This window comes from Bellilinea sp., from assembly GCF_053501535.1.
Genome location: NZ_JBRCOK010000025.1, coordinates 50,060 through 64,026, shown reverse-complemented (window position 1 = coordinate 64,026; position 13,967 = coordinate 50,060). Strand labels below are relative to the sequence as shown.

The window sequence follows — 13,967 nt, the reverse complement described above, 5'->3', positions numbered from 1 at the left end:
TCAATTGGATTTGCCGCAATTGGGGCATTTTCGCTCGTTTGACTTGAGAATAAAGCCACAATAACGGCAGGTTTTGGGCTGTAAATTACCCAATGGCGCACCGCAGGCAATACAGCGAGGTTCTCCAACAGGATTTGCCGTGTTGCAGTATTCGCATACTAAACGCCGAAATCGCTCGGATAATTCCTGCGTACTGTTCAGTGACTGGGCAGTTTGATCAATTACCCGCCAGATCTGGTCAATCAATTGAATCGACTCAATATCCTGAGCCAGATCATCAATACGGTGAAGCAAGTTCAGGGGGTTGCGCAAGGCAAACAAAGCCGTTTTCCCAAGGCTGGCAGCCAGCCCTAACCAGTTTTGCCTGCCCATCTGAACGAGAATTCCATCTTCGTGGGATTGAATCGAAACGGTGATTGCCGTTTGTCCTCCGGAAGCGGCGTTGGGGCGCGTGCCAATTTGGACGACAATTCTCTCGCCTGTGCCAATTTGCTGGGCGCGGTAATTACCTCGGTTAAAGGCAGCAAACAAACTGTGGGAAACATCCGATGGCGTGATAACGCCGTGATAAATTTTTTGCAGTTGATCAGATCGGTTATAATCTGCAGGTAGACTCATGGCTCAGACTTTCAAAGTGATGGTGAGAGAATGCGTTCAACCAAGCGAAAATGGTTTTTATTGCTGTTTATTATAACGATTATTATCCCGTTTGGGTTGCCTGAGGGTGGAGGAACTCGTGTTCTGGCCCAAATTCCAACGGTGGATATTGCCACGGTCACCAGCACCCCCAGCGGACCAATCGTCTCTGTTCGACCCGGCACGAATGAACCTTCCATCAATGTGCGCAGCGGCCCGAACGCTCTGTACCCGCGGGTGGGGGTTTTGTTGATCGGTCAGACTGCTGTTGCAAAAGGCAGATCACCGGGCGGGGATTGGATCTTAATTGAATATCCTGGCGCCCCTGGGAATGTTGGCTGGGTGTATAGCCCTTTTGTTAACATTACACCCGGAGAATTGCCCATTGTTGAACCGCCGCCAACACCGACACGCGATATGACGGCCACAATTGATCCAACGCTGGCAGCACAGTTTATTGTTACTGTTGCACCAACCCGATTGCCAACCTTTACCCCGCCTCCCCCTTTGGCTATTCCCACATTTCAAAACCCCTCTGCGGCAGGAGTACCGGCTGTACCGATGGGGTTGATCATTGTGGTATTGTTGACCATTGGGGTGCTTTTGGGCATTTTCTCTTTCGTCCAGCGCCGTTAGCGGGCAAAGAAGCGGGTGAGTTCCCGGAAACAGGCCGAACTGATGCGGTGGCTGACAGGCGAGTGACAAAAGTGAACCTTGGCGTTGGCATTTTTCAAAAACTCAACCGTCTCGTAGGCGCGCTCAATCGGAACAATCTCATCCTCGCTGCCGTGGGCAACAAAAAAGCTGATGTTGGCCAGCGCAGCTGGAGGCTGATAGTCAGCTGGTAAAAACGGCAAGAAGCCCGAAAGAATTGCCGCTTTTATCACCTGGTCAGGATAGGCAAGGCAATAAGCAAGAGCAAGCGCAGCTCCCTGACTGAAACCCATTAATTCAATGGGTTGATTGGGGAGGGAGTAATCGCGGCGAATCTGGTTCATCAGTTGGTGTAATGCGCTGGCTGGTTCAAGAAAAGCCTGCAAGGTGGCTTCTCTGCCAGGACGGTGTCCTATCCAACCATAACCGCCTTCTGGGGTTTGAATTGGGCCGCGTGGAGAGAAAATCCAGTACTCTTGGGGTAAATCCCGCTGGAAAATCTGCATTGAGTTTTCATCACCGGTCCAGCCATGAAGCATCAAGAGAATTTTGGTTGATGATTCTGGGACAGCCGGCCGAAGGCGAAGAATCCAATTTTGGTAAAGAATGATTTCAGTGTTAGTTGCCTCGTTCACGTTTGACGATCCACTCCAGCACGGAAAGAATGAATACAATTAAGACCACCGGTGTTAGACCGGTAATGAAGCAGAGAATTCCTAAAGCCAATGCACCGCTGCCGTAGAAGTACAAAATTAAACCACCACCGACCAGCAGGATCAATAATATACCTCCGACGATTAATCGCACAGTGGTTTGCCGGGCGTAACGGCGCAGGTCATCGGTCAAATTTGGCACCCCCTACTCGGTAATATCCTCTTCCAGCACTTTTCCGGGAGGTTGAGCCCCGCGAAAACGGCGGACAATTTGGTAATACCAGGCCAGCGATTCGTGCAAACGGGGAAGAATCTCGATGACGCTCTGTTCGCCAGCCTCTAACAATTCCTTTGGATCTACGCGATCCAAAGGAGCAACATTATGGACTTCAGGTCGAATGATCACATCCGGTTTTTCAACCTGTAAGCGAAGTTCGGTAACCATTCGGGCTGTAATATCCATTGAATTGACAAAGATGCGTAAGGATTGGGCAAATCTGGATTGGGTAATTTGATGAAGAATGGGTCGCGGCAGTGGCGGTTCAATTGGGACACTCAATTCTGGCATTTCACGCCACTCCTCCGGCGTAGGAGAAAGGCATACTGCCACAACAGGTAAATGAGGTGCCAACCAGCGGGCAACCGCAACAGGGACGGGATCAAGCACACCTCCATCCACCAATTCAAAATCATTGATGTAGACCGGGGGAAAGACACCCGGAATGGCAACGGTTGCCAGCACTGCCTGAATGACATTGCCTTTATTGAGGATGATTTCTTGTTTGGAGCGGATATCCACAGCAGTCAATGCCAGCGGTATTGATAAATCCGTAAAATTTTTATCTTCCAGATAGGAATTTAGAAAGTTGACCAACCCCGCTAAGCCAAGCAGTGAAGGTGGATCTTCAGGTTTTCGGGCAAAAAAGTCCTTATGATTGACCATTCCCAATTCGGAAATAATGTGATCAAGGTTCACACCGGCAGCATAAACTGCGCCAACAATACCGCCAGCACTGGTGCCGGCTATTGCGCGAATTTTAAAACCTTCTTTTTCCAATCGCTTAATTACACCAATGTGGGCGATGCCTTTAACCCCACCGCCACCTAAAGCCAATGCGATCTCGGTCATCCATGTCCTCCTCTGAGAAAAATCCGTATCAAACCTTGCAAAGTATAACAGAGAGAGCCTTTTTTAGTGCAAGGATGTCTGATTCGTCATTGTAAATTTGTACTGAAAAGCGAAGCAAAGGACAATTACGCCAGCGGGTGATGGGTATTTCAACATGAAATTCCCGATACAACCGCTCTTGAACTTCAAGAGCATTAATCCCCTCAGGTAAAGGTACAGTGCCCATCTGCACATACCACTGAGAATCATCGGGATACAACCCCGGAAGACCTGTGACCTCTTCGATACTATGACGCGCCACGGAGGCAAGTTTATGGCACCGGATGCGCAATTCATCCCATCCAAGTTGGTGTTGAAACTTAATGGCATCCGATACTGCTAAAAAGGCTGAAATATCGCGCGTGCCGCTCCATTCCAGATAATCTATAAACGGAGACTCGCCCGGTGGTTCACTTTGCCAGCCCCAGGAAACGATCAGGGGTTCAATCAGCCCTTGCACTTCTGAACGCGCATAGAGAAATGCAGACCCCTTTGGTGCGCATAGCCATTTATGGAGATTGCCGACGTAAAAATCTGCTCCAATTTTTTCCAGATGTAGGTCAATTTGTCCGGGGGCATGTGCGCCGTCCACAATCGTCAAAATCCCTTTTTGGCGTGCCCGTTCACAAATCGCCTGAATCGGAAAAATTAAGGCGGTAGGAGAAGTGATGTGGCTGATGAATATTACCTTAGTGCGAGGGGTCACTCCTTTCCAGAGGTCTGCAATAATTTGCTCCCGTTTTTGTACTGGCAAGTTTATCGGCTGATTGATATACTTGAAACCGCGCTTTTGAGAGAGGAAACGCCATGTGCGATCCAGTGCGCCGTATTCATGATCGGTGCTCAGTACCTCGTCTTCGCTGGAAAGATTCAAACTGCGGGCAATGATGTTCAAGCCGGTTGTCGCATTGGTCACATAGACCAGATTGGCGGGTTGGGTGTGAAGATATTCGGCTAAGGCTGACCGGGATTGAAATAAAAGCTCTTTGGCCCTGCGCCCCAAAAATTCAACCGGCTGGCGTTCGAGTTCTCTCTGCCAGTACTGATAACGTTCAAAAACGGGAATCGGGGTGGCTCCAAAAGAACCGTGATTAAGAAAGACGATATCCGGTCTCAGTAAAAACAAAGAGCGATAAGGTGATTTTGAGTAATCTGTTTGGGCATTCATACCATTGGTCTCCGCTATGGCATTCCGTTTAATTTCAATCTTACCACCTCAAGCCTCTTCACAGGCAAAACGCAATTTTTATCATTTTTATGCTGATGTGATCTGGTTTGGGGTGATGAATGGCAGTGTGCTTTCATTTCTGGCAGTGTATGCCACCCGGATCGGGGCAAACGCCCAACAAATTGGTCTTATCAATGCTGCGCCTGCCATCATGGCTTTGTTGTTTTCGCTGCCTTTTGGGGCATGGATTGAGCCGCAATCCAAACGCAGAGCGACCTTGATTACCGCGCTCCTGATGCGGCTTTTTTATTTTCCCCTTTTCCTGATCCCTTCCCGTTTACCGATTGAAATTCAAGTTCCTGTAATTCTTGCAATGGTTTTCCTGATGCACATTCCTGCAACCGGTTTGGGTGTGGCGTTCAATGCCTTGTTTGCCGAAGCAATTCCTATTCAAGACCGCGCGCAAATTGCAGGTGTCCGCAATGTCTTTTTTGCCATAGTTTCGATTGTAACCTCGTTAACCTGTGGGTATATTTTGAATCATTTTGTTTTTCCACTGGGTTATCAGATTGTTTTTGCTATTGGATTTTTCAGCGCAGCACTTTCCACCTTGCATTTAGGGTTGATTCGCCCTCCCATCCAACAAGAGGATGGAGTGAAATTTATACCTGAAAAGCAAAGAGATGAATCGGAAATCACGGAAAATCAACCTAAGAAGCCATTTGAAATTCTCTTAACAAAAGACCTGCATATCGAAATTATTAAGAGTCCCTTTCGTTCGGTCTTATGGATGATGTTTTCTTTTCATTTTGCTCAATTTCTTCCACTACCTTTATTCCCCGTTTTTGCGGTTAAGGTATTGGGGGTGTCGGACCAGGTGATCAGCGTTGCCAACGCCATCTTTTTCCTTGCCATGTTGATGATTTCAAGTCAGGTGTCAAGACTGGTGGGGCGGTTGGGTAACCAGAAGATTACCGGGCTGGGATTAATCTTTTTGTCCGGGTATCCATTTATTCTGAGCCTTTCGCATGGCGCTTTGCCTTATCTGGCTGCCCACTTGCTGGGTGGGACGGGTTGGGGCTTGGCGAGTAGCGCGATGTTTAATTTTGTTCTGGAAAAAGCTCCCAGCGAGACACGCTCTGCGCATCTTGCATGGTTTAATTTGTTCGCCAACGCAGGTATTCTTTTGGGTTCTCTGATTGGTCCATGGGTGAGTTCACTGATTGGCATTCGTTGGGCATTATTCTTTTTTGCGATCTTCCGGTTTTGGTCGGGGTTGAACATAGTCCGCTGGAAGTAGATGTGTTAAAATCGCTGATATGTCTGTGAAAGTTGTTGCCACGAACCGCAAAGCTCGTTTTGAATATTTTTTACTGGACACTTTTGAGGCGGGAATCGCGCTTCAGGGGAGTGAAATCAAATCCATTCGAGCAGGTCAGATCAGCCTGGCAGAAGCCTATGTGCAGACTGATGGCAAGGAAGCCTGGCTGATTAATGCTCACATCGCTCCCTACGAACAAGCCAACCGCTTCAACCATGACCCCCGCCGGCCACGCAAGTTACTCCTTCATAAAAGGGAAATAAGAGAGCTCTGGAATGCAGTACGTCAGAAGGGCGTGACCATTGTTCCGGTTCAGGTATATTTGAAGGAGGGCAAAGCCAAAGTGGAAATTGCCATTGCAAAGGGGAAAAAATTGTATGATAAGCGCCATGAGATTGCCAAGCGTGATCAGACCAGAGAAATCGAAAGAGAACGAGGACGTGATTTATAAGGCAATGTTGACCCCGTTCATTCTGGGGGTTCAAAATGCTTGGAAATAACTGGCTAGCCCTGGCTGTAACTTTCGCCTTAGCCTTGCTATGGTTACGGTTTAATGATTACCTTGCCCATCGGGGTTGGGTAAGTTCCCAATTGAGCCGTAAAATCATTCACGCCGGGACAGGTCCAATCTTTGTTTTATGCTGGTTGTTGTTTGCTGATGAGCCATCCTCCCGATGGCTGGCTGCACTGGTGCCTTTTGCCATCACGGTTCAATTTTTTCTGATTGGAATTGGGGTTATTCGAGATCAGGCGGCGGTGGACGGGATGTCGCGCAGTGGCGACCCGCGCGAAATTCTAAAGGGGCCGCTCTATTATGGCATTGTTTTTGTCATTCTTACCATTGTGTACTGGTATGACTCGCCCATCGGAATCACGGCTTTGATGATGATGTGTGGTGGTGATGGACTGGCAGATGTGATCGGCAAGAGACTGCCCAGTCAACCAATTCCCTGGTCGCCAAGAAAAACATGGATGGGAACAGCTACGATGTTCCTGGCGGGGTGGCTTTTTTCAATTCTTATTCTGGTGGTTTTTGTATTTGCCGGTAAATTTTCCGTGGCACTTTCTTCGCTCTTTTTCCCGGTAACCATTCTGGCGTTAATAGCAACACTGGTCGAATCGTTACCCATGAGAGATATTGATAACCTGACCGTACCGCTGGTTTGTGTTGCATTTGGTCATCTGCTTTTCTAACCCAAGAGGCACCCAATGATTCGACTTGATGGCAATCACCTGGATATTCAAAGCCTGGTATCTGTTGCGCGTTATGGTGAAGAAGTGGAGATTGCTCCCGAGGGGAAAGAAAACTTAAGACGATCCCGCGATGTCTTAGAGACAATTCTAAAATCCAATCAGGCTGTATATGGAATCAATACCGGCTTTGGTATTTTTTCGGAGAAGCGCATCCCAATTGAAGATAGCAACCGCCTCAGCCGAAATTTGATTCTGAGCCATGCTGTAGCAGTGGGTGATCCATTGCCTGGGGAGGTTGTGCGGGCAGCTATGCTGGTTCGTGCCAATACGCTGGTAAAGGGTTATTCGGGTGTGCGCGAGGAAGTTGCCCAGACACTGGTGCAAATGCTGAACAAAAAGGTGACACCGCTGGTACCGCAGCAAGGCTCGCTTGGTTCTTCAGGTGATTTAAGCCCTTTATCTCATCTGGCATTGGTGTTCACAACCGATGATGCGGATCGTGAGGAAGAATCAGGTTGGGCTGAATATGGAGGAGAAATTCTGACCGGCAAACAGGCGATGAAACTGGCGGGAATTCCTCGTTTGGTTCTTGGACCAAAAGAAGGATTGGCGATCAATAATGGAGCAACCTTCAGCGCTGCAATGGCAGCCTTGATTGTTCATGACGCTTACCAGGCAATTCATATTGCGAATAAAGCCACGGCTTTAAGTTTGGAGGCGTTGCTGGGTTGTTCATCAGCATTTGATGAACGGATTCATCAGGTTCGCGACCAGGACGGGCAATTGCGCGTAGCCAGTGAAATCAGAGCAGAGATAAAAGGCAGCACATTTATTGATGCAGCCTGTCGTGTTCAGGATGCTTACTCACTGAGATGTACCCCTCAGGTTCATGGGACGATTCTTGAAACGATTGAATTTACCGAACGGATTATTCAAAAAGAATTGAACGCAGCAACCGACAATCCCTTACTGTTTGAGCCGGATGTTGCGCTTTCTGGTGGGAATTTTCACGGTGAGCCGATTGGTCTGGTAATGGATTTTCTGGGGATTGCACTGGCGGAACTGGCTGCAATTTCGGAAAGAAGGACTTTTCGGTTATTGGATGCGAAATTAAACGGCGGACTGCCGCCCATGCTGGTTGATTCTCCGGATGCTGCGGGGCTCAATTCAGGCTTGATGATGCCGCATTACACAGCGGCCTCCCTGGTGCTGGAAAATCAAACACTGGCACATCCCGATAGTGTGCATTCATTGCCCACCTCCGGCGGGCAGGAGGATCACAATGCCAATGCCATGACAGCCGCCCGTCACTGCTGGAGGATTTTACGCAACACGCAGCGAGTGTTGGCGATTGAGCTTTATACCGCGGCTCGGGCGGTTGACTTGCGCATGAGGCAGATGCCTAAACACCATTTAGGACAAGGAACACAACACTTGTGGTCTTTGTTGAGAGATCATGTGCCTTACCGGCAAGGGGACGCATGGTGGGCGCCTGAGATTGCAATTATTGAACAGTTAATCGAAAGCGGGCAATTGGTGTGGTAAACTCTTATGTGCTTTTAATTGAGTGTTGATTGACAAATTAGATTTTTCTGGTTATCTTTTTGACTATGAAATGGGCAGAAACCCGCTTATCTCGAAGGAACTTTCTCAAACTGGGTTTATTTGGTTTGGGCAGTCTGGCTATGCGCCCTTGGAAAGTGTGGGGCGATCTGGTTCGGGAATGGCCGGATGCTGAACGGTTGGGAAGAGTATGCGTTGGTAAAGTCAATGTGCGTAAAAAGCCATCCGTTGAGGCGGATTCGGTGGGGGAATTGTATGAGGATGCGGTAGTCATCTGGCTGCGGGAGGTCATCGGCGAAGCGCCTTTGGGAAGACAAAGCCGGCGCTGGGTCGAAACACCGGATGGTTTCGTTTACGCCCCCAGCCTTCAACCGGTGAAGTACCAGCCTAACCAGCCGTTGACTGAATTACCTGTAACCAGCATCGGGCGCGGGATGTGGGTGGAGGTGACCATACCCCATACACAGATTTTTTTGGAAAACCGTTCACCGGCTTCTCCGTGGCTAAAATATACGATCGAGTACAATACCGTTCCGCGGCTTTATTACAGTCAAATTTTATGGGTGGATGATGTTCGTGCCAATTCCCAGGGGCAAATTCTTTATCGGGTTAATGAACGCTTTGGTTCTTACGGAGATGTTTTCTGGGCAGCAGCTGAAGCGTTCCGTCCGCTCAAACCGGAAGAACTCGAACCGATTCATCCTGAGGTTGAAAATAAGCGCATTGTGGTAGATGTAACCCCCACACGGCAAATTTTAACCTGTTACGAGGGGCGCAGCGAGGTGTATGCCTGCCTGATTTCTTCCGGGGCAATCTGGAATGCAGCCGGAGAGGTTGTAGAAGCCTGGCGAACACCCATCGGTGCCCATCCGATTTGGAGAAAATCCGTATCCATTCATATGAGCGGCGGTCAAACTGGCACAGGTTATGATCTGCCCGGTGTTGCGTGGACGACTTTGTTCACCGGTGAGGGGGTAGCCATCCATTCGACCTTTTGGCACAACGACTTTGGGACACCACGCTCACGGGGTTGCATTAATTGTGCTCCGGAAGATGCTCATTTTATCTTTCGATGGACTTTACCGGTTGTTCCTTATGATCCCGGTGATATACAAGTGGGGATGCCGGGTGGAACAATTGTGGACGTAATTGAGAAATGATTTCGGAGAGGATATGTTAACGGTCAATGTGACGGCAGGTTTGGCATTTTTAGCAGGACTGGCTTCTTTTCTATCCCCTTGTGTTTTTGCACTGATCCCTGCTTATATTGGTTATCTGAGTGGTCGTTCTGTGGCAGCAGCCCAAACCGAACCGCAGCGAATTAACACCCTCAATACGCTGATGCACGGTGTGGCTTTTATTCTTGGCTTTAGCGCTGTATTTTTGACGCTTGGTCTCACCATGTCGGCGGTGGGCAGTTTGTTATATGACTTTCGCAGCGTTTTGTCCAAACTGGGCGGTCTGATTGTGATTGTTTTTGGGCTGCACATGACCGGTTTGCTGCGTCTCAGTTTTCTTGAATACGACTTGCGTCCCCAGACCAAAATGCAGCAGAATCGCAGTCTGTTTTCTTCTGCCTTATTGGGAATTACTTTCTCGGCCGGCTGGTCACCGTGTATTGGGCCGGTTTTGGGGATGATTCTCACGCTGGCGATCAATAGCGGTTCTATCCATCAAGGACTGGTGTTGTTAGGCTTTTACTCTGCGGGTCTGGCTGTGCCATTTTTACTGGCGGCGCTGGGAATTGGATGGGTTACAAAATTGCTCCGTAAGCATGGGAAAGTCATGTTTTACATTGAGAAGGCCATGGGGGTGTTGATGATTATTGTTGGAGTGATGTTGTTTTTGGGAGTCTTCAATCAACTGGCTCAACTGGGTACTTTTGTTGATTTTGGACTTTGAGGCAGATCAGGGTGAATTGGAAATCGGCCATCTTGCTTTTGGGAGGATTAGCGTTTGGCGGTCTATTGGGATTGCTCATCTTTTTAGGAGGTAACCAACCGCTGACCGCCCAACGTGAGCGACAGATTCCACAAAGCGGGCAAAAGTTTCCAGATTTTTCGCTTGAATCCTTGGATGGGGAAAAGATTACCTTTTCTGAACTGGTTGGCAAACCGATTGTGGTTAATTTTTGGGCAACGTGGTGTGATCCGTGCAAGGAGGAAATGCCCCTTTTTGAAGCCATTTACCGGGAAAGTTCTGGGATTGTGGTGCTTGGTGTCAATTATAATGAACCGGCCAATATCATTCGACGATTTGTTGAGGAAAGAGGAATAACCTTTCCCGTTTTGTTGGATGCAGACGGTAAAATTGCGGAAAGATTCCAGGTTTTTGGTTTCCCGACAACCTATTTCATTGATCGTGATGGGATCTTGAGGAGCACGCACGTTGGACAGCTGGATGAACAAATTCTCTCATCCTATTTAGAGAAAATTGGAGCAGCCCCATGATGGTGGTTACTTTATTCGTTAAGCAGGGCGACCCGGCGGTTGAAACAGTGGTAGAGATGTTGAACCGCTTGAAAGATGAATATCCGCATCAGCTTGCAGTTGTTGCTATTGACCAGGATGAAGGTTTGAGAGCTGTATATGAGAAGGACGCTCCGGTTGTTCAGGTTGGGCCATATCGGCTGGGTTCCCCCTTTCGTGAACAAGATTTAAGGGTAACGTTGGGGGCAGCACTCGATCGTGCCAGACATCTGAATGCAGTAGGTGATGAAAGTTATTCAAAACGGGTTGAGCGGGGTAGAAAGGTCAGCACAGCCGACCGAATTTCATTGTGGCTGAGCAACCGCTATATGTGGTTGATCAATTTCTTTATTTTTCTGTATGTGGGCTTACCGTTTCTTGCTCCAGTGCTGGCTTTGAATGGTGTTCAAACGCCTGCGAGGATTCTGTACACCATTTACAGTCCGTTGTGTCACCAATTGACCTTCCGCTCATGGTTCCTGTTTGGAATGCAGCCTTACTACCCGCGCAGCCTTGCAGAGGTACAAAATTTAGCCTCATACGAGCAGATGTTCAGCGTACCCCCAACCGATCTGGCATTTGCCCGCCAGTTTACCGGAATGGAAGAAATCGGCTATGGGGCAGGCAGAATCGGGTTCAAAGTTGCCTTATGTCAACGGGATGTGGCAATTTATGCATCTCTACTGGCATTTGGGTTGATTTTTTCGCTCTCTGGCAGAAAAATAAAATCATTGCCGTGGTATCTCTGGCTAATTTTCGGTCTGTTACCAATTGGATTAGATGGATTTTCCCAATTGCCCAGCCTGCTGTCATTTTTATCTGAATTGCCCGTTTTTCGGGAAAGTACCCCTCTCTTGAGAACAATGACCGGCGTCCTTTTTGGTGGTACAACCGGCTGGTATCTCTTTCCGATGATTGAAGAAAGTATGCGCGAAACCAGGACGTTGTTGAGCCAAAAAAGAACGATTGTTGCTCAAATTCAATCCGAAGGGAATTGATGGAATGCCATTTATTCAAGCGAATGGCTTAGAGTATTACCAATTTGAACTGCTTGGTAATCAGGTTACCCATGCTGTTTTCACCCGTAAGGGAGGGGTAAGCCCGCAACCCTGGGCGAGCCTGAATTTAGGTGGAACGGTAGGAGATAGCCGTGAGAATGTAATTGAAAATCGCCGGCGCATCTTTGAAACGCTGGGGATAGAAGTTTCATCCATTTTTGATGTGTGGCAGGTTCATTCTGATAAAGTGATATTTACACAAAAATCCCGTCCCCTTGATCAGCCTCATGAGAAAGGGGATGCGATTGTGACGAAGAACCCAGATGTCACCCTGTTCATGAGGTTTGCAGATTGTGTTCCAATTTTATTGTATGATCCGGTTCAACGGGTGATTGGTTTGATTCATGCCGGTTGGAAGGGTACGGTTCAGAAAATCACCTCAAAAACGGTGCGTTTTATGGTTGAACATTTTGACTGTCAACCGGATAATATTCTTGCCGGGATAGGACCTTCAATAGGAGTAGATCATTACCTCATTGGGGAAGATGTTGCGAGAAAAGTGAAAGAAACTTTTGGGACCAAAGCGTCACGCGTGCTATCCACAACCAACGGTTTGATTCATTTTGATTTATGGGCAGCCAATGAAATCCTTTTGAGGGAAGTTGGGGTAAAATCCATTGAAGTTTCGAAACAGTGTACGGCCTGTGATCTTGAACGGTGGTTTTCTCATCGTGCGGAACAGGGCAGTACAGGCCGATTTGCAGCCTTAATCAAATTACATCAATCATGAGAGGGAATATCCGGCAAAATGCCTTTGAGTGTTGAGGAGATCCGTTCCAATTACCTGAGGGTACAGGAAGAAATCCATCGGACAGCCTTAAAGTGTGGCAGAAATCCGGCGGAAGTTCGAATCGTTGTTGTGTCTAAGAGTCAACCGGTGGAGGTCATCAAAGCGGCAATTCAAGCCGGCATCCACTGTTTTGGTGAAAATTACCCGGAAGAAGCCGCTGAAAAAATCAATGCTCTCCACGGTGTTGAAGATGTGGAATGGCACATGATTGGACACCTTCAAAGTCGAAAAGCCAAACTGGTTGCCGCTCATTTTGACTGGATGCATTCAGTGGATAGCGTGCGGATTGCAGAAAAGCTGGAGCGGTTGCTCGAGGAACAGAAAAAATACTTAAGGGTGTTGTTGGAGTTTAATGTGGGGGGTGAGGAATCCAAGTATGGCTGGTTAGCCAGGGAGAGAGACCGTTGGCCTGAATTGATTACGGAAATTGAACAAATTCAGGCTTTTTCACACCTTCAAATCTGCGGTTTGATGACGATGCCACCTCTAACTTCCACCTTACAGGAAGCACAAGGTTTTTTTCGTCAGCTTAGACTGCTTAGAGATTTTTTACAGGCAAAGTTGCCACACCTTAACCTTACAGAATTATCCATGGGTACCAGCGCTGACTTTCCTGCTGCGATCATGGAAGGTGCTACCCTGGTGAGAATCGGTCAGGCAATTTTAGGGCCGAGAGACTATCAGAAAGGTCGAACCTATGATTGATCTATTAATTTCTTTAATTCAAGCTATCGGCAGTTTGTTATTAATTGTTGTCATTGTCAGTGTTGTGCTTTCGTATTTTATGTCGCCTTACCACCCGCTCCGTTCAAATCTGGACCGAATTGTTGAGCCATTGCTTAATCCAATTCGACGGGTTGTACCGCCGTTGGGTATGATTGATTTCAGCCCATTGATTCTCATCATATTAATTCAAGTTGTGGAAACTTTATTAATTTCGCTGCTAGCTTCTTTCAGGTAGTCAAATGGCAAATCCAAAGAAACCCCGTTTCCACGATGCAAAAGCTGGTTCAGCAATTACCGTCAGCCTGCATTTGAATGCCAAAGCGAACAAAATTGAAAAAGTATTACCTGACGGTACCCTGCAGATAGGAATGGTCAATCCACAGGGTGATTCAACACTTGATGCTGAATTGTTGAGGTACTTGTCGGAATTGTTTGGAGTGCCCCTTAACTGTTTTGAAATCATTGGCGGTAAAAATTCAACCAATAAACTGATCAGCATTATCGGTGTCAGTGTGGAACAGGTTCAGCAAATTGTTGGGAGAGTAGCAAAAATCCCCTCATAAAAGAA

18 protein-coding genes are annotated in these 13,967 nt (G+C 47.8%); 13 read left to right on the top strand and 5 right to left on the bottom strand.

The window, feature by feature from the left end:
* Nucleotides 1-618 (bottom strand): double zinc ribbon domain-containing protein, encoded by a 618-nt coding sequence (locus tag ACWIZX_RS02190; protein ID WP_448334682.1) that lies wholly within the window; start codon nt 616-618, stop codon nt 1-3.
* Between the two features lie 30 nt (nt 619-648).
* Here ACWIZX_RS02190 and ACWIZX_RS02185 point away from each other — a divergent pair, with 30 nt between their 5' ends.
* The gene (locus ACWIZX_RS02185) at nt 649-1,272 is read left to right on the top strand and encodes an SH3 domain-containing protein (protein WP_322792661.1); all 624 of its coding nucleotides are present in this window, start codon (nt 649-651) and stop codon (nt 1,270-1,272) included.
* Here the strand turns inward: ACWIZX_RS02185 and ACWIZX_RS02180 are convergent.
* From ACWIZX_RS02180 to ACWIZX_RS02165, 4 genes are read right to left on the bottom strand one after another with little or no spacing between them, the layout of a single operon-like run.
* Nucleotides 1,269-1,925 (bottom strand): alpha/beta hydrolase, encoded by a 657-nt coding sequence (locus tag ACWIZX_RS02180; RefSeq protein WP_448334681.1) that lies wholly within the window; start codon nt 1,923-1,925, stop codon nt 1,269-1,271. The genes ACWIZX_RS02185 and ACWIZX_RS02180 overlap by 4 nt on opposite strands.
* A complete protein-coding gene (locus tag ACWIZX_RS02175) occupies nt 1,909-2,145 on the bottom strand; it encodes a hypothetical protein (RefSeq protein WP_448334680.1) in 237 nt (78 codons plus the stop codon). The genes ACWIZX_RS02180 and ACWIZX_RS02175 overlap by 17 nt, the downstream gene beginning before the upstream one ends.
* 3 nt (nt 2,146-2,148) lie before the next feature.
* A complete protein-coding gene (locus tag ACWIZX_RS02170) occupies nt 2,149-3,072 on the bottom strand; it encodes a patatin-like phospholipase family protein (RefSeq protein ID WP_448334679.1) in 924 nt (307 codons plus the stop codon).
* Nucleotides 3,073-3,100: 28 nt separating this feature from the next.
* The gene (locus tag ACWIZX_RS02165; RefSeq protein ID WP_322792665.1) at nt 3,101-4,279 is read right to left on the bottom strand and encodes an aminotransferase class V-fold PLP-dependent enzyme; all 1,179 of its coding nucleotides are present in this window, start codon (nt 4,277-4,279) and stop codon (nt 3,101-3,103) included.
* A gap of 16 nt (nt 4,280-4,295) precedes the next feature.
* Between ACWIZX_RS02165 and ACWIZX_RS02160 the strand changes: the two genes are divergently transcribed.
* The 12 genes from ACWIZX_RS02160 to ACWIZX_RS02105 all read left to right on the top strand — a co-directional run bounded on the left by ACWIZX_RS02160 (nt 4,296) and on the right by ACWIZX_RS02105 (nt 13,962).
* On the top strand, nt 4,296-5,579 hold the full coding sequence (locus ACWIZX_RS02160) for an MFS transporter (protein ID WP_322792666.1): 1,284 nt from the start codon (nt 4,296-4,298) through the stop codon (nt 5,577-5,579).
* A gap of 19 nt (nt 5,580-5,598) precedes the next feature.
* The gene (smpB, locus tag ACWIZX_RS02155) at nt 5,599-6,051 is read left to right on the top strand and encodes an SsrA-binding protein SmpB (RefSeq protein ID WP_322792667.1); all 453 of its coding nucleotides are present in this window, start codon (nt 5,599-5,601) and stop codon (nt 6,049-6,051) included.
* A gap of 35 nt (nt 6,052-6,086) precedes the next feature.
* Nucleotides 6,087-6,794: a diacylglycerol/polyprenol kinase family protein gene (locus tag ACWIZX_RS02150; RefSeq protein ID WP_322792668.1), complete on the top strand. Its 708-nt coding sequence runs from the start codon at nt 6,087-6,089 to the stop codon at nt 6,792-6,794.
* A 15-nt stretch (nt 6,795-6,809) separates the two neighbouring features.
* Nucleotides 6,810-8,339, top strand: a complete 1,530-nt coding sequence (locus ACWIZX_RS02145; RefSeq protein WP_448334678.1) for an HAL/PAL/TAL family ammonia-lyase — start codon at nt 6,810-6,812, stop codon at nt 8,337-8,339.
* Between the two features lie 65 nt (nt 8,340-8,404).
* On the top strand, nt 8,405-9,517 hold the full coding sequence (locus tag ACWIZX_RS02140) for a L,D-transpeptidase (protein WP_322792691.1): 1,113 nt from the start codon (nt 8,405-8,407) through the stop codon (nt 9,515-9,517).
* A 13-nt stretch (nt 9,518-9,530) separates the two neighbouring features.
* Nucleotides 9,531-10,259, top strand: coding sequence for a cytochrome c biogenesis CcdA family protein (locus tag ACWIZX_RS02135; protein ID WP_448334677.1), 729 nt, complete (start codon nt 9,531-9,533; stop codon nt 10,257-10,259).
* Between the two features lie 11 nt (nt 10,260-10,270).
* Nucleotides 10,271-10,807: a TlpA family protein disulfide reductase gene (locus ACWIZX_RS02130; protein ID WP_322792671.1), complete on the top strand. Its 537-nt coding sequence runs from the start codon at nt 10,271-10,273 to the stop codon at nt 10,805-10,807.
* On the top strand, nt 10,804-11,823 hold the full coding sequence (locus tag ACWIZX_RS02125; protein WP_448334676.1) for a DUF2085 domain-containing protein: 1,020 nt from the start codon (nt 10,804-10,806) through the stop codon (nt 11,821-11,823). Before ACWIZX_RS02130 ends, ACWIZX_RS02125 begins: the two co-directional genes overlap by 4 nt.
* 4 nt (nt 11,824-11,827) lie before the next feature.
* Nucleotides 11,828-12,613, top strand: a complete 786-nt coding sequence (gene pgeF / locus ACWIZX_RS02120; RefSeq protein ID WP_322792673.1) for a peptidoglycan editing factor PgeF — start codon at nt 11,828-11,830, stop codon at nt 12,611-12,613.
* An 18-nt stretch (nt 12,614-12,631) separates the two neighbouring features.
* On the top strand, nt 12,632-13,378 hold the full coding sequence (locus ACWIZX_RS02115) for a YggS family pyridoxal phosphate-dependent enzyme (protein ID WP_322792674.1): 747 nt from the start codon (nt 12,632-12,634) through the stop codon (nt 13,376-13,378).
* Complete coding sequence (locus tag ACWIZX_RS02110) at nt 13,371-13,634, top strand: YggT family protein (RefSeq protein ID WP_416181034.1); 264 nt, start codon at nt 13,371-13,373, stop codon at nt 13,632-13,634. The genes ACWIZX_RS02115 and ACWIZX_RS02110 overlap by 8 nt, the downstream gene beginning before the upstream one ends.
* A gap of 4 nt (nt 13,635-13,638) precedes the next feature.
* Complete coding sequence (locus ACWIZX_RS02105; protein WP_322792675.1) at nt 13,639-13,962, top strand: hypothetical protein; 324 nt, start codon at nt 13,639-13,641, stop codon at nt 13,960-13,962.
* Nucleotides 13,963-13,967: the final 5 nt, after the last annotated feature.

Bases quoted from the DNA above. Each gene is read 5' to 3' on its own strand.
- pgeF (WP_322792673.1), top strand. From the start codon at position 11,828: ATGCCATTTATTCAAGCGAATGGCTTAGAGTATTACCAATTTGAACTG.
- ACWIZX_RS02135 (WP_448334677.1), top strand. From the start codon at position 9,531: ATGTTAACGGTCAATGTGACGGCAGGTTTGGCATTTTTAGCAGGACTG.
- ACWIZX_RS02125 (WP_448334676.1), top strand. From the start codon at position 10,804: ATGATGGTGGTTACTTTATTCGTTAAGCAGGGCGACCCGGCGGTTGAA.
- ACWIZX_RS02115 (WP_322792674.1), top strand. From the start codon at position 12,632: ATGCCTTTGAGTGTTGAGGAGATCCGTTCCAATTACCTGAGGGTACAG.
- ACWIZX_RS02150 (WP_322792668.1), top strand. From the start codon at position 6,087: ATGCTTGGAAATAACTGGCTAGCCCTGGCTGTAACTTTCGCCTTAGCC.
- ACWIZX_RS02110 (WP_416181034.1), top strand. From the start codon at position 13,371: ATGATTGATCTATTAATTTCTTTAATTCAAGCTATCGGCAGTTTGTTA.
- ACWIZX_RS02170 (WP_448334679.1), bottom strand. From the start codon at position 3,072: ATGACCGAGATCGCATTGGCTTTAGGTGGCGGTGGGGTTAAAGGCATC.
- ACWIZX_RS02145 (WP_448334678.1), top strand. From the start codon at position 6,810: ATGATTCGACTTGATGGCAATCACCTGGATATTCAAAGCCTGGTATCT.
- ACWIZX_RS02105 (WP_322792675.1), top strand. From the start codon at position 13,639: ATGGCAAATCCAAAGAAACCCCGTTTCCACGATGCAAAAGCTGGTTCA.
- ACWIZX_RS02165 (WP_322792665.1), bottom strand. From the start codon at position 4,279: ATGAATGCCCAAACAGATTACTCAAAATCACCTTATCGCTCTTTGTTT.
- ACWIZX_RS02140 (WP_322792691.1), top strand. From the start codon at position 8,405: ATGAAATGGGCAGAAACCCGCTTATCTCGAAGGAACTTTCTCAAACTG.
- smpB (WP_322792667.1), top strand. From the start codon at position 5,599: ATGTCTGTGAAAGTTGTTGCCACGAACCGCAAAGCTCGTTTTGAATAT.
- ACWIZX_RS02185 (WP_322792661.1), top strand. From the start codon at position 649: ATGCGTTCAACCAAGCGAAAATGGTTTTTATTGCTGTTTATTATAACG.
- ACWIZX_RS02160 (WP_322792666.1), top strand. From the start codon at position 4,296: ATGGCATTCCGTTTAATTTCAATCTTACCACCTCAAGCCTCTTCACAG.
- ACWIZX_RS02190 (WP_448334682.1), bottom strand. From the start codon at position 618: ATGAGTCTACCTGCAGATTATAACCGATCTGATCAACTGCAAAAAATT.